General features: G+C 58.1%; 15 protein-coding genes. 8 read left to right on the forward strand and 7 right to left on the reverse strand.

Annotated features, from left to right (window positions below; translation table 11 throughout):
• Nucleotides 1–14: 14 nt before the first annotated feature.
• Nucleotides 15–920: a LysR family transcriptional regulator gene (locus ACR3ES_RS06675; RefSeq protein ID WP_170428302.1), complete on the reverse strand. Its 906-nt coding sequence runs from the start codon at nt 918–920 to the stop codon at nt 15–17.
• Between the two features lie 227 nt (nt 921–1,147).
• Between ACR3ES_RS06675 and ACR3ES_RS06680 the strand changes: the two genes are divergently transcribed.
• Both ACR3ES_RS06680 and ACR3ES_RS06685 read left to right on the forward strand, forming a co-directional pair.
• Nucleotides 1,148–1,588 (forward strand): DUF4399 domain-containing protein, encoded by a 441-nt coding sequence (locus ACR3ES_RS06680; RefSeq protein ID WP_170428305.1) that lies wholly within the window; start codon nt 1,148–1,150, stop codon nt 1,586–1,588.
• 174 nt (nt 1,589–1,762) lie between these two features.
• Entirely contained in the window at nt 1,763–2,896 is a 1,134-nt protein-coding gene (locus tag ACR3ES_RS06685; protein WP_170428307.1) for a cytochrome c peroxidase, read from the forward strand.
• A gap of 41 nt (nt 2,897–2,937) precedes the next feature.
• On the opposite strand, the gene ACR3ES_RS06690 is transcribed toward ACR3ES_RS06685, so the two are convergent.
• Nucleotides 2,938–4,479, reverse strand: a complete 1,542-nt coding sequence (locus tag ACR3ES_RS06690) for an ankyrin repeat domain-containing protein (RefSeq protein WP_480425068.1) — start codon at nt 4,477–4,479, stop codon at nt 2,938–2,940.
• Nucleotides 4,480–5,109: 630 nt separating this feature from the next.
• Nucleotides 5,110–7,137: an FAD-dependent oxidoreductase gene (locus ACR3ES_RS06695; RefSeq protein ID WP_480425070.1), complete on the reverse strand. Its 2,028-nt coding sequence runs from the start codon at nt 7,135–7,137 to the stop codon at nt 5,110–5,112.
• 134 nt (nt 7,138–7,271) lie between these two features.
• On the opposite strand from ACR3ES_RS06695, the gene ACR3ES_RS06700 reads away from it, so the two are divergent.
• The 5 genes from ACR3ES_RS06700 (at nt 7,272) to ACR3ES_RS06720 (ending at nt 9,988) form a co-directional block, all read left to right on the forward strand.
• Nucleotides 7,272–7,757, forward strand: a complete 486-nt coding sequence (locus ACR3ES_RS06700; protein ID WP_170428311.1) for an RNA pyrophosphohydrolase — start codon at nt 7,272–7,274, stop codon at nt 7,755–7,757.
• A 6-nt stretch (nt 7,758–7,763) separates the two neighbouring features.
• Nucleotides 7,764–8,309 (forward strand): RNA polymerase sigma factor SigZ, encoded by a 546-nt coding sequence (gene sigZ, locus ACR3ES_RS06705; RefSeq protein ID WP_170428314.1) that lies wholly within the window; start codon nt 7,764–7,766, stop codon nt 8,307–8,309.
• A gap of 60 nt (nt 8,310–8,369) precedes the next feature.
• Nucleotides 8,370–9,080 (forward strand): glutathione S-transferase family protein, encoded by a 711-nt coding sequence (locus ACR3ES_RS06710; protein ID WP_170428318.1) that lies wholly within the window; start codon nt 8,370–8,372, stop codon nt 9,078–9,080.
• A gap of 155 nt (nt 9,081–9,235) precedes the next feature.
• Nucleotides 9,236–9,517, forward strand: coding sequence for a hypothetical protein (locus ACR3ES_RS06715; RefSeq protein ID WP_170428320.1), 282 nt, complete (start codon nt 9,236–9,238; stop codon nt 9,515–9,517).
• A 9-nt stretch (nt 9,518–9,526) separates the two neighbouring features.
• Nucleotides 9,527–9,988 carry a hypothetical protein gene (locus ACR3ES_RS06720; protein ID WP_170428323.1) on the forward strand — a complete coding sequence of 154 codons (462 nt, stop codon included), beginning with the start codon at nt 9,527–9,529 and terminating at the stop codon, nt 9,986–9,988.
• A 16-nt stretch (nt 9,989–10,004) separates the two neighbouring features.
• On the opposite strand, the gene ACR3ES_RS06725 is transcribed toward ACR3ES_RS06720, so the two are convergent.
• From ACR3ES_RS06725 to ACR3ES_RS06740, 4 genes are all read right to left on the reverse strand, one after another.
• Nucleotides 10,005–10,994 (reverse strand): adenosine kinase, encoded by a 990-nt coding sequence (locus ACR3ES_RS06725; RefSeq protein WP_170428326.1) that lies wholly within the window; start codon nt 10,992–10,994, stop codon nt 10,005–10,007.
• Nucleotides 10,991–11,635, reverse strand: coding sequence for an endonuclease III (gene nth, locus ACR3ES_RS06730; RefSeq protein WP_170428329.1), 645 nt, complete (start codon nt 11,633–11,635; stop codon nt 10,991–10,993). The genes ACR3ES_RS06725 and nth overlap by 4 nt, the downstream gene beginning before the upstream one ends.
• A 94-nt stretch (nt 11,636–11,729) precedes the next feature.
• Nucleotides 11,730–12,374 carry a cysteine hydrolase family protein gene (locus tag ACR3ES_RS06735; protein ID WP_170428332.1) on the reverse strand — a complete coding sequence of 215 codons (645 nt, stop codon included), beginning with the start codon at nt 12,372–12,374 and terminating at the stop codon, nt 11,730–11,732.
• A 1-nt stretch (nt 12,375) separates the two neighbouring features.
• Nucleotides 12,376–12,825: a MarR family transcriptional regulator gene (locus ACR3ES_RS06740; protein ID WP_170429654.1), complete on the reverse strand. Its 450-nt coding sequence runs from the start codon at nt 12,823–12,825 to the stop codon at nt 12,376–12,378.
• 119 nt (nt 12,826–12,944) lie between these two features.
• Between ACR3ES_RS06740 and ACR3ES_RS06745 the strand changes: the two genes are divergently transcribed.
• Entirely contained in the window at nt 12,945–13,796 is an 852-nt protein-coding gene (locus tag ACR3ES_RS06745; protein ID WP_170428336.1) for a bifunctional helix-turn-helix domain-containing protein/methylated-DNA--[protein]-cysteine S-methyltransferase, read from the forward strand.
• Nucleotides 13,797–13,857: the final 61 nt, after the last annotated feature.

Below are 13,857 nucleotides of genomic sequence, written 5' to 3' on the forward strand. Positions count from 1 at the left end.
TTCACCGGGAGAATTTACCAATCCATCGGGCCCTTTTCGTTGAAGGACTCGACAAGAAAATCAATGAATGCCCGCACCTTGGGCTGCGTAAAGCGACCGGGCGGGTAAACGGCGTAAACGCCCTGCACCTCATCCGGCAGCGATGGCATCGCGTCCAGCACCTGACCGGATTTCAGGGCTTCGGCATACAGGTAGCTGGGCAGATACGCGATCCCCAGCCCCGAAATGGCTGCATTCAACAGCGACTGACCATCGTTCACGCTCAGCCAGCCGGCTGTGCGCACCTGCCTCTTTTCGCCCGAGGGCGCGGTCAGTTTCCAGACATTGCCTGATGACTGGCTGGAATAGTGCAGCAGTTTATGCTCGTTCAGATCGTCGATCTTCTGCGGGCGGCCGAACTTCTCGATATAGCTCGGCGCGGCCACCATCCGCTTGACGGTTTCCGTTAGCTTACGGGCGCGCAGGGTGCTGTCTTCCAACTCGCCAATGCGCACGGCGACGTCAAACCCTTCGGAAATCAGTTCGACATACCGGTTGTTCAAAACCATGTTGACGGTGATGTCAGGATAGGCAGACAGGAACTCGGACAGCACAGGCGACAGGTGATTGACCCCAAAATCTGTCGCAACACTGATCCGCAGCAGACCCGACGGCGCGGACTGCATGGAAGTCACCAATGCGTCAGCTTCGCCTGCATCATTCAGAACCCGGCGCGCGCGGTCATAATAGGCCAGCCCAATCTCAGTCGGGGAAACCCGGCGCGTGGTGCGGTTCAGCAAACGTGCCCCAAGGCGCGCCTCAAGGCTCGAGACGTGCTTGGACACGGCCGACTTGGAGATGCCCATCTTTTTTGCCGCATCGGTGAAGCCACCCTGGTCCACCACATTGGCAAAGGCTTCCATTTCGGTCAGTCGATCCATTCTCGTACCCCAGGTCTTGGTTCCTGACCTGACAATCACCTCAAATCTGGGCGGAAACGGGGCAGACATGGGATAATATCGGGGTTTTGAATCGGATCGTTTGCACTTGGGAAACGCCGAAACAGTGGTTTCGTTACCCTCTACACGGCTTACATCCGTCGTTTTTCGGGACTTTTGCCCTTTCATGCTAAGGTGAGCGTGGCAAATTTGTGACCAGGGAGGAGATCATGAAAGCCTTTTTCGCCGCCGTCGCTCTATGTCTGTCGGCCACGTTTGTAATCGCGGGTGGGGAAACCCCCTCGAACCCCGACGCCAAGGTCTATTTCGTCAACATTGCCGACGGTGATACGCTGCAATCACCTGTCACCATTGTCTTTGGCCTGAGCGGGATGGGTGTCGCCCCGGCCGGAACCGAGGTGGAGAACACCGGGCATCACCACCTACTGATCAATCGCCCGCCGCTGGGCGAGGGCGAGGATGGTGCGGATGAGTTGGCGTATGGTCTGCCGTCAGACGAGAATCATCTGCATTTCGGCGCTGGTCAGACCGAGGTGACGCTGGACCTGCCTGCGGGACAGCATACGCTGCAATTGGTGCTGGGCGATGCGGGCCACGTGCCGCATGCGACCCCGATTGTGTCCGAGGTGATTAAGATAACCGTTGAATGACTCAAAACTCACGAACTGTGCCTTGTAGGTGATCAGACGTGCCCACCCAAGGGTGCGAACCTGTTGCGTTGGCACCGTCTCTTTCGCGGACGTCTGAACGACACCACATTGACTGACATCAAAGTGGGACACGGCTATCCCGGTGTATTTGCTTACAAAAGGGGAGCGGTGTCTATGGGTCGTCTTTCGGTTTCTTTCGGGATTTTCTTGGCATTGTCCTGCGCTTCGGCTTTGGCCGCCGACGAATCGGTGACGGAAGCCGGGCTTGGGCGGATGCTGTTCTTTGACACCAACCTGTCTGCCAACCGCACTCAGGCTTGTGCTAGTTGTCATGACCCCGAGAGCGGTTTCGCCGACCCGCGCGGCATGGCGTCGCCCGGGGATGACGGTGTCTCGCTTGGGGACCGGAACGCGCCGACCGCCGCCTATGCGGCGCTGTCTCCGGTGTTCCATCGCAACGAAGCCGGCGAGTGGGTCGGGGGCCAGTTTCTGGATGGGCGCGCGGCAACGCTAGAGGATCAGGCCGGCGGACCGCCCCTGAACCCGGTCGAGATGGGCATGCCCGACAAGGCCTCGGTCGTGGCACGGCTGAAGGAAAACCCGACCTATGTCGCCGCCTTTCCGGCGCTGTTCGGTGACGGCGTTCTGGACGATCCCGAGGCGGGATATGCCGCAATGACGCAGGCGATCGCCGCGTTCGAGCGGACACCGGAACTCAGCCCGTTCGACTCAAAATACGACCGCTACCTGCGTGGCGAGGCAGAGCTGACCCGCGATGAGGAATTGGGGATGGTCCTGTTCTTCTCGCAACAATTCACCAACTGCAATCAGTGCCATCAACTGTCGACAAGCGCGATTGATCCGCGCGAAACCTTCAGCGACTATCACTACCACAATATCGGCACGCCCGAGAATGTGGCCCTTCGGGACATGAACGGCGTGCCGCTCGGAACCATAGACGAGGGCCTGGCCGCCAATCCGGCGGTTGCAGGTGATCCTGCGCATCTGGGCAAGTTCAGAACGCCAACACTGCGAAACGTTGCGGTGACAGGCCCCTATATGCACAACGGTGTGTTCGAGGATCTACGCACCGTGGTCCTGTTCTACAACATCTACAACACGCGCTCTGAGAACCGCATGATCAACCCTGAGACTGGCGCTCCGTTCGGGCCGCCGCCGGTCAAGGGCACGCTGGCTGTCGAGGAACTGGCCCACGGTCCTGCGCTTGATGACGTGCGCATTGACGCCATCGTCGCCTTTCTGAAAACCCTCACCGACGCCCGGTACGAGCACCTGTTGGAGGAATAGCCCGGGCTGCGTACCTTTGTGGGTAGGCGCTAAAAAACCGCCTACCCGACGCCGCCGTCTACCACTTGGTCTGGATGCTGCTGCGCCCAGTTCAAAAGGAATTCAGCGATGTCGCTGGACCCTGTCAACTCCATCGCGCGCAGCGGCAGCGGCACGCCTTGTGCCAATGCCAGATGTAAACAGGTGATGTAGTCGCGCTCGGCCCGTTGTGGACAGTTATCGGCCCCGTGCAGAATGGTCCCCAGCAGCGTGCCGCCATAGCCGTTTACGTGGTCCAGGTCCGGTTTCAGGGTCAGCAGATACTCCATGACCTCCGGCAGGCCTTCCCACCCCGCGATTTGCACCGGCGTAAGGCCCTCGGAATCCGGCCGATCAAACTCAACACCGACCGCCACAAGCCGTCGCACATGGTCGAGTTTGCCTGGAATATGCAGGATCATACGGATGATGTTGCGATAGGCGTCCGGTATCTCGTCTGGATCAAGTTTTCCCGACACGGGCTTGCCGTCTGCGACATCGGCTAACTTTTGCTCGACAGTGCTGAGCTCGGTATCGGCGCCGCGATCCTTTAGAATCTGCGCCAACTGGCTGTGTCCGAAGACGCGCGCATAGCCATAGGGGGCGACCCCTTCAAAACGGCGGTTCATGTCGGCGCCGTTATCCAGAAGCAGTGTGATCATATCTGCCTTGCACATGCGCCGGGCGGCCTGATGCAGGGCTGGAACAACCCATGGTGCCTCGCCGCCTATGTGGCGGCCGTCGAACTCATCCACCTTGGCCCCATGTTCGATCAGCAACCGAACCGCCGTGGTGTCGTGAAAATCCATGGCCCGCAGCAGGGCATTGGTGCCCCTGGGGTCTGCGCCATGTGCCAGAAGCAGACGAAGACCGTCATGATGGCCAAGTTCGGTGGAATGATAAAGGCTCTCGTCGTCGTTTGGGTTGGCGCCATTTTTAAGCAGCCATCGGCCAAGTGCCATGTTGTTTGCGTGGCCGATCGCAAAATACAGCGGTGACAGTTTATGGTCGCTTTGATCGTAGATTGATGCGCCCAGATCGACATCCGCGCCGTTTGCCAGTAGTGCCTGCGCGATGTCCAACATGTCGCCAGCCAGATGCGGTGCGTGATGAATCCACTTTGATCGTGCCAGCACTGTCATTGACGGTGCGAGATTCCCGAGCGGCTGCGTCGCAAGTGCCGGAGATGTGTTTAGAAACTCCAGCACATCCGATTTACGATAGAGGCCCAGGCACAAGCCGAAATCGCCATCGGCAATATCCGGCGTATCCTCCATCAGCTGTTCGGCGACCGAGAAATGGCCCTGATAGATGGCCAATCTCAGACGCTGACGTTTTGCGGCCTTGTCCATACCCACCAGATCGGCGGCCAGTTTGAGCGCGGGCCATGACACAAACCCGTTTTCCCGCGCAATGACATGGAGGTAGTCGGCGTGTTTGAGATCGACACCTTCCGGTCGTGGCGGGAAGTTTGCAATTCGCTGACGGGTCCGTATCTCGCCCGCCTCATGGGCGTTGCGGAGCGTCTTGGCATCGCGGCGCAATTGATCAAGAGATTTTGTCATCGGTGTCCTCATTTCTGGCTCGATGGTCCGCTTGGTTCGAGCATGAGACATACCGAAGTCGGGGTGTCGTCGTGTTTTTCAGGGTGCCGATGACAGCTTTCCGCGGACCTGGATGCTTACCTGAAAGCCCGTTCAGTCTAGTCAGAGGCCGATTGAGCCGCAAGACCCGTCCGGCGGGTTTTGGTTGCTGATGGTCATATATATATCTGTGATTTGATACGTGCAGGGCACATGCGTGGCCGCGATCACTTCGACATTTGCTTTTTGTTGCGGCGACCCGAACGGAATGAGCGCCTACTCTGCTTCGATCCCCGTCATTTCGGTGAACTTAGCATCAGCCCGTCGAATTGAGGAACCTCGACTCTCGAGATGTCGAGCTCGGTTCCAGTATGCGGTTTGCCTTGCTTGAGATGGTCGGGAACCTCATCTGCGTTAGCGCTGATCGGCACAAGCCACAGTGCAGCCACCGCTGTACCCATTTCCGAGGAAGCCCGGTTGCACGCTCTTTGTTCCCTACCGAAGCGCAGCACTTCACTCTCCAAGGCAGGGCTATCCTGAACAGTTATTTGAGACTAACTAGTGTCTCTTATGTCATCTGCCGTGGGTCCTGCGTCAGCCGGGAGCGGGCATCTATAACGATGCTGCCAACCGTGTACCCTGATGGATTGCGCGCTTGGCATCCAGTTCTGCGGCCACATCCGCACCGCCGATGACGTGCGGTGTGACACCGCGTTCGATCAATGCGTCCGCAAGGCTGCGGTTTGGGATCTGACCCGCGCATAGGACAATCGTATCTGCGGAGATCACGGTCGGTTCTGCCCGGTCTTCGCCAAAGCTGACATGAAGGCCCGCGTCGTCGATTCGCTCATAATTCACGCCGCCGACAAAACGGATGTCTTTCATCCGCAGCGCGGTGCGGTGAATCCACCCTGTGGTTTTGCCCAGTCCTTTGCCATGCGCCTGTTTCTTGCGTTGCAGCAAAGTCACCTTGCGTGCGGGCGCGGAGGGCTGCGGCCCCTCGGGGGCAAGGCCGGACCGATGTGCCTCGGGATCGGTGACGCCCCATTCCTTCATCCAGAGCGGAAGGTCCGTTGTCGGGCTGTGTCCATCCTCCAGAAGGAACTCTGAAACATCGAACCCGATGCCTCCGGCACCAATGACTGCAACAGAGTCGCCCACATCCGCCTTATCGCGCAACACGTCGATATAATTGAGGACATTGTTCTGATCCTGTCCGGGGATCTCGGGATCGCGCGGGGTGACGCCGGTTGCAATCACCACTTCATCAAAGCCAGTGAGATCGGCGGCGACCACGTCACGACCCAATTCGACCTTGACGCCCAGATCGGCAATCATGGTGCGGTACCAGTCGACGAGCCCCCAAAACTCCTCCTTGCCCGGCACCTGTTTGGCCATGTTGAGCTGACCGCCGATTTCTTCGGCCCGATCATAGAGAGTGACTTTGTGCCCACGTTCGGCTGCTGTTACGGCTGTGGACAGGCCTGCCGGGCCTGCACCCACAATGGCGACGTTCTTTTTAACCTCGGCCTTGCCGATCACCAGCTCGGTCTCGTGGCAGGCGCGCGGGTTGACCAGGCATGAGGTCAGCTTGCCGCTGAACGTGTGATCCAGACAGGCCTGATTACAGGCGATACAGGGTGCAATCTTGGCGCCATCACCCGAGATAGCCTTGTTCACGAAATCCGCATCCGCCAGCATCGGGCGCGCCAGCGACACCATGTCGGCGCAGCCGGTGGCCAGCACTTCTTCGGCCACTTCGGGCGTGTTGATCCGGTTCGACGTGATCAGCGGGATCGAGACCTTGCCCATCAGTTTCTTGGTCACCCATGCAAAAGCCGCGCGCGGTACGCTGGTGGCAATTGTCGGAATCCGCGCTTCATGCCAGCCGATACCGGTGTTGATCATCGTAGCCCCGGCTTTTTCAACCGCCTGCGCCAGTTGGACCACCTCGTCATGGGTCGAGCCATTGGGAATCAGATCGATCATCGATAGCCGATAGATGATGATGAAATCGGTGCCCACGGCCTCGCGCGTACGACGGACGACTTCAATCGGCAGGCGCATCCGGTTCTCATATGACCCGCCCCAACGGTCGGTGCGCTTGTTGGTATGAGTCACCAGAAACTGATTCAGGAAGTACCCCTCGGACCCCATGATCTCGACACCGTCATAACCCGCCTTTTGCGCCAGAACGGCGGCATTCACGATATCGCCGATCTGCTTCTCAATACCGTCTTCATCCAACTCGTGCGGTGGGAAAGGCGAGATCGGCGATTTCACCGGGCTGGGGGCCACACATTTCGGACCATAGGCATAGCGGCCGGCATGCAGAATCTGCATGGCGATCTTTCCGCCAGCCTCATGTACACGTTTGGTGACGACAGCGTGTTTCGCGACCTCGTCGTCATTTGTCATCATCGAGGCGCCCGGCAAAACTGACCCCTCAAGATTCGGTCCGATCCCGCCGGTGACCATCAAGGCCACACCGCCGCGCGCCCGGTCTGCGTAAAACTCCGCCACCCTATTCCAGTCGCCGGTTTCCTCAAGCCCGGTGTGCATCGAGCCCATCAGGACGCGGTTTTTCAGCGTGGTAAAGCCCAGATCCAGCGGGGCCAGCATGTGTGGGTACGCAGTCACGGCGAACTCTCCCTTGATCAATTGGGAAATAAATTGACGTGCACGTCACCTTTGTCACGTGAAACCTAACGTCACCCCCTTTGCTGCCGTCGCGACCCTTGTTAGAGGTGGGCAAACGTCGCACGAGGCCGCGCATGACCCCTGAAGAAATCGCGAAACTGCCCTATCGCCCCTGTGTCGGACTGATGCTGGTGAACACAGAAGGCAGAATATTTGTAGGCCAGCGCAATGACCGTCACAAAGATGCGTGGCAAATGCCCCAGGGCGGTGTGGACAAGGGCGAAGACCCGCGCGTGGCCGCCTTGCGGGAACTGTGGGAAGAAACCGGCGTAACGGCTGATCTGGTTGACATCATCGCCGAAACCGACGGCTGGCTGCCCTATGACCTGCCGCATGACATCGTTCCAAAAATCTGGAAAGGCCGCTATCGGGGGCAGGAGCAAAAGTGGTACCTGATGCGCTTTGCCGGGCGTGATGACCAGATCAATATCGATACCGACCACCCGGAATTCACCCGATGGAAGTGGCAGGAACCCGCACGCTTGGTCGAGGAGATCGTACCCTTCAAGCGTGAGGTGTACGAGCAGGTCGTTGCCGCCTTTGCCGATCATCTGCCATAAAGTGGCATGCGTATCGAGGACATCTGGCCCAAGTACCGCGCCCGGTTAAAGGCGTTCCTGCACGCCCGCGTGTCGAATCCGGCGGATGTGGACGATCTGCTGCAAGAGATATCGATCAAGGTGCTCACCGGTCTGCCGAACCTCAAGGACCCGGCCAAGTTGCAACCGTGGCTGTTTCAAACCGCGAACCGTACCATCATTGATCACTACCGTTGGTCGAACCCGACAACGGCGCATCCCGAAGACCTTTGGTACCAGCGTGACGACCCCGAAACCCGTGAAGAACTGGAGCGCTGTGTCGAACCTTTCATTCGCGGGATGCCCAAACACCTGGCCGATTTATTGATGGCGATTGATGTGAACGGGGTGTCGCAGAGCGATTATGCACAGGCGCATGGTATTCCGTATTCAACCCTCAAATCACGCGTGCAAAAGGGACGGGCCGAGCTGCGCAAGGTCTTTGAAGACTGTTGCAACATCTCGACGGATGTACGCGGCAATATCGCCGACGTGCAGGAAAAATCGGGTTCGTGCAAAAAATTGTTGAACTGACCGTCGTCTTTTTGGTTCGGGCCTCGTCTGACAGAGGAAACCGCCAAAAAGGAAAGACCAATGATCCGTATCATCAGTTTCAAAATCTGCCCCTTCGTCCAGCGCGTGACAGCGATGCTTGAGGTCAAGCAGGTGCCCTATCAGATCGATTACATTAGCCTCAGTGACAAACCGGACTGGTTTCTGGACCTTTCGCCGACCGGCCAGGTTCCGGTTCTGGTAACCGAAGGCGGGACGGCCCTGTTCGAATGCGATGCCATTGTCGAATATATCGACGAGGTCACGGCTCCGCTGCAGAACAACCTGACCCCCGAACAGCGCGCCCTGAACCGGGCCTGGAGCTATCAGGCCAGCAAGCACTATCTGGTTCAGTGCAGCACGATGCAAAGTGGCGATCAGGTGAGTTATGATGACCGGAGTGCCAAGCTGGACAAGTCATTCGAGAAAGCGGAAAGGCAATTGGGCGATGGTCCATACTTCTCGGGCCGGACACTTGGCAACGTGGATATGGCCTGGCTGCCCCTATTGCACCGCGCCGCGATTGTCGCCGATTACAGCGGGCACGATATGCTGGCAAACTATCCCAAAGTGAAGGCGTGGCAGCAGGCTCTTATGGCAACTGGTATCCCACAGAAATCCGTTTCGGAGGATTTCATGGCGAAGTTCTCGGACTTCTATCTGGCAGACCGCACATGGCTGGGTCGCGGAGCCAACAAGAATGAAGAATCGGCACCGCAGGTCCCAGAGCGCTCGGGCGGGTGTTGTGGATAGAGTATTGGATATCTCGTGCCAGTCAGAGAACTGGTGCGAGGCACCCAGATCAGGCCGCAGACAAGCGGTCGTATCTTGAGTTCAATTGCGTGTGTTTTTGTGCGACGCTCCAACGTGAATACAATTTTGACCACGCACAACAAGGGCATGCTTCTATGACGACCAAAGCTGAACTTGAGGCCGAGTTGGAGAAACTTCGAACCCGCAATGCCCAACTCGAGGCAAAGACCGATGATCAGCCGGACGACCCCCAGCCGATCAAGACAACGGACGAGATTAGAAACCTGCTGGCAGAGCACGGCATTGATCTGTCCAAAGCCGAGGCGATGGGAGAAGAGGCGATTGCAGAGTTTGGCAGGCTCCAGAAGGATTACCCGATCACTGCTTTGCTGATAGCTTTCACGCTTGGATACACGGTTGGACGGGCACGGGGGTAGGAAGTGAGAATGAACCGACTGAGCAGAAATCTAACAACGATCTATCGTACCGAACGGCTTATCACGCGCCGACGTCTCGCCGTGGTTCAACAGCAGTCCGTCATGATGGCGCTTGCCGGAATTGCGGTGCTAGCCGCTTTGGTGCTGCTGAATGTCTCCCTCTACTTTGTTTTGAACGCGTGGATGTCGTCCGCAGCCTCTGCGGCGGCCCTGGCGCTTGCCAACCTGCTTTTGGCCGGTCTGCTTGTCCTGATCGCCAAGCGGACAAATGTCGAGGACGAGATCGCCCCCGCCGTCGAAGTTCGGGATATGGCCATCGCGGACATCGAAGATGAGCTAGAGGAATTGGCGACAGAAGCGCGCGACGTCGTTCAGGCGGTCAAGAGCATCGGTGCGAACCCCTGGGGGTCGCTGCCTGCGCTGCTGATCCCGCTTCTGACCGCGATACTAAAACACCGAGAGGACGATTAGTCTGGCGCCAGCAAGCTCAGAGCAAGCCTTCCGCGCGCAACAAGTCCAGCATGTTTGTCTCCGGTCTTGGCCCGATATGGCTGATGACCTCACGGGCGCAGACGTTTCCAATGCGGGCGCAGGTTTCGTAGTCCCGACCCGTCGCCATACCGAACAGGAACCCGGCGGCGAATTGGTCACCGGCCCCGGTGGCATCCACCGGAACAACCTTTTCAACCGGCACGTCGATGCGGGTACCTTCATTCAATATGGTCACCCCGTCGCCCGAACGCGTGCAGACGACCAACGGACAGATCTCGGCTGTCTTAGCCAAAGCCACTTCCAGATCGTTGGTTTCGAACAGTGACTTGATCTCGGCCTCGTTGCCGATGACAAAATCCAGCTCGTTCTCGATCAGCAACAGAAAATCGACTCGATGCCGTTCCACGCAGAACGGATCGGAAATGGCGATGCCGGTCTTGCCGCCACCTTTGTGGCAGTCGCGTGCGGCCTCCAGGAATGCGGCTTTGCCTTTCTCCTTGTCGAACAGGTAGCCCTCCAGGAACATGATCTGGCTGTTGCCCGCCACGTCGGTGGAGACATCCGCCGAAGACAGTTCGGAAGAAATCCCAAGATAGGTGTTCATCGACCGCTCGCCATCGGGTGAGACGAAGATCATCGAGCGCGAGGTCGGCAGCTCGCCCCCCGGCACCGGCGGGTTAACAAAATCAACGCCGTCTTGATTCATCGCATCCGCATAAAACCGACCCAGCGCGTCGTCATGCACGCGCCCGATGAATGCTGCATCCAAGCCCAAAGCGCCCGCACCGGCAATCGTATTGGCAACCGAACCGCCCGGCGTCTGGACCCGGCCTTCCATCGCAGCATACAGCACCTCACCGCGATCCCGCTCGATCAGCTGCATGATGCCTTTGTCGATTCCCATCAGTTCCAGGAAACTGTCATCGGCCTGGGAAATCACGTCCACAACGGCATTTCCGATGCCAACAAGCTGGTAGGTTTTCATAAAGTCTTTTCCTCAAATTGACAGAGATCGCGGATGATACAGGTGGGGCACAAGGGTTTACGCGCCTTGCAATGATAACGGCCGTGCAGGATCAGCCAGTGATGGGCGTGAAGCTGAAAATCGGCCGGGATGTTGTCTTCAATCGCGCGTTCCACGGCGTCCACATCCTTGCCCGGGCAAATGCCCGTTCGGTTGCCGACCCGAAAGATATGCGTGTCGACCGCCTGTGCAGGCAGATGCCACCACATGTTCAACACCACATTGGCTGTCTTGCGCCCAACGCCGGGCAGCGATTGCAGCGCGGCACGGGAATTGGGCACCTCGCCGCCATAGTCTTCGACCAGGATGCGGCTCAGCTTGATCACGTTCTTGGCTTTCTGGCGGAACAGGCCAATGGTCTTGATGTGCTCGATCAGGCCGTCTTCGCCGAGGTCCAGCATCTTTTGCGGCGTGTCGGCGATCTTGAACAATTCCTTGGTCGCCTTGTTGACCCCGGCATCGGTCGCTTGCGCCGAAAGCGCCACTGCAACGACCAGGGTGTAGACGTTCACATGATCCAACTCGCCCTTGGGCTCGGGATCCGCGTCGTGAAACCGCGTGAAGATCTTTCGGATCGTGTGGTAGTCAAGTTGTTTGGCCATCCGGCCCGGTATGCCCTGCCAGGCAAGTGGCTGCAAATGAAAATCTGGCGTTTTGGGTCACGCGACCCTGCTTTGGGCGCACTTGCGATTGATTCTATCCGGGCGACCCACGAAACGCGGCGCCGGCGGTCGCTAAACTCTCTTTCACGCCGGCCCATTTCGTCGGATCAGCGGCAAGTACGGCAGCAGGATCGATCTGCACACGATACCCTCGGTTTAGCGCGCCTTGTGCTGTAGTGTTAACGCAATAGCAGCCGTCCAGACCGGTCAGGATCAAAGTTCCAATTTGGTTCTCTTCCAGAAACCGTTCGAATTCGGACGACGAAAATGCGTCACCCACCGATTTTTCGAATTCGGCATCTGCGAAGAGTTCCAGACGCGGATCCACAGCGATTCCCGAGGACCCCGCGTTACCGCGCCCCTGATTGAACCAACCATTCAACGTGGTTGCCAACCAACCCTTGAAAACCTGACGGATGGCGATCACCGGTATCCCAGATTGCCGGGCCTGATCCGAGTCCGCTTTAATGTGCGAGATCGCGCTTGCCAAAATCGCCTCGTCCCAAGCGGGGATTGAGGTGAAGTCCGATTGCATGTCGATCACCAATAGGGCCATACCGGGGCGGTCATCCGGATTGATTTTTGGCCCGGTGGTTGGTGTGTTCACTCGTCGAATTTCCATCACCACGTAAAGAACCGCAACGATGATCGCGCCAAGTATGATCCAAAGAATTGTCATTTCAGGCCTCGTTTGCCATCTCGGAAAAGAACTTGGACAGGGCAAGTTGCACTTTGTGGTAGTGGGTGAGCTCTTGCGGCGAAAAGCCAGCTGCGAAAAAGGCTAGGTTTGCCATCTCATCGGCTCTGATTGCCAATATCGTTCTGGTTCCCATTGGCGTCAGGTCATAGCAGCAGGATCTTGCGTGCCGGGGATTGGCTCGGCTTTCGACGAGGCCTGCCTGTTTTACCTCTTTTAGGATCCGCGAGACGTACTGACGCTTGAGTTGCAGTTTTGCGACCAAAAGCGGTGCCGTCGCACCCGGATAAAGGGACAGGCCTTCAAGGATTGCCCTTTGTCCTACTGTTACGCCTTGCGACGAGCTGACTTGTTCAACTGCCGCTGTGATGTTGCGGAGCAAGGGGCGTGTTGTCTGAACCGCCTCATAGAGCTGATCCACCGAGTGTTTCATGGCAGCACGATAGGCCTGTGGGACCCTATTTGTCAACTCAGTTGACATCATTTGCGCATGTTTCGGGTCGCGACCTGGGCGATGGCGATGTAATGTTTCTACAAGCGAAGAGGTGTAAAATGAACGTCCAGACCCCCGAGACCGGATACCACTACAACGTCATGCGCCGCGCCATCGATCTGATCGATCAGGGCGGTGAAACGCTTACCTTGGATGAGCTGGCCCGTCAGATGGATATGAGCCCGGCGCATTTCCAGCGCGTGTTCTCTCGCTGGACTGGGGTGTCGCCCAAGCGCTATCAGCAGTATTTGACGCTGGGCCATGCCAAGGCATTGCTGCGCGAACGTTTTACGACGCTTGAGACCGCGCACAACGTCGGTCTGTCCGGTAGCGGCCGGCTGCATGATTTGTTTCTCAAATGGGAATCCATGAGCCCAGGCGAGTATGCCCGCAAGGGTGCTGGTCTGACGATCTATTGGGGTTGGTTCGAGAGCCCCTTTGGTCCAGCGCTGGTCATGGGCACCGAAAAGGGCATTTGTGGCATCGCGTTTGGAGCCGAGACCGGCGAAGAGGACGCGATGGAAGATATGCTGTCACGCTGGCCCAAAGCTGATTTTGTGGAAGATCCGATACGTCTGCGCCCCTGGGTGCTCAGCGCCTTTGGGGCGGCCAGCGACCGGCTTGGCGCGACGCCGCTCTACCTGATCGGCTCGCCCCTGCAGATCAAGGTTTGGGAGGCTCTGATGCACATCCCCTCGGGCCAGGTCACAACCTACTCGGAGATTGCCGAGCGTGTGGGTGCGCCGCAGGCCGTGCGCGCCGTCGGAACGGCAGTGGGCCGAAACCCGGTCAGCTGGCTGATCCCCTGTCACCGTGCGTTGCGCAAGTCCGGTGGGCTTGGCGGCTATCATTGGGGCCTGCCGGTCAAACGCGCCATGTTGGCTTATGAGGCCGCACAAGCGGATGCCTGACCCATCAGAAAAGGGACGCGGATCGCAATCCAAGATGCTAGACCGGACTTTAGGCAGCAAG

The sequence above is a fragment of the Ruegeria sp. B1 genome (assembly GCF_056535885.1).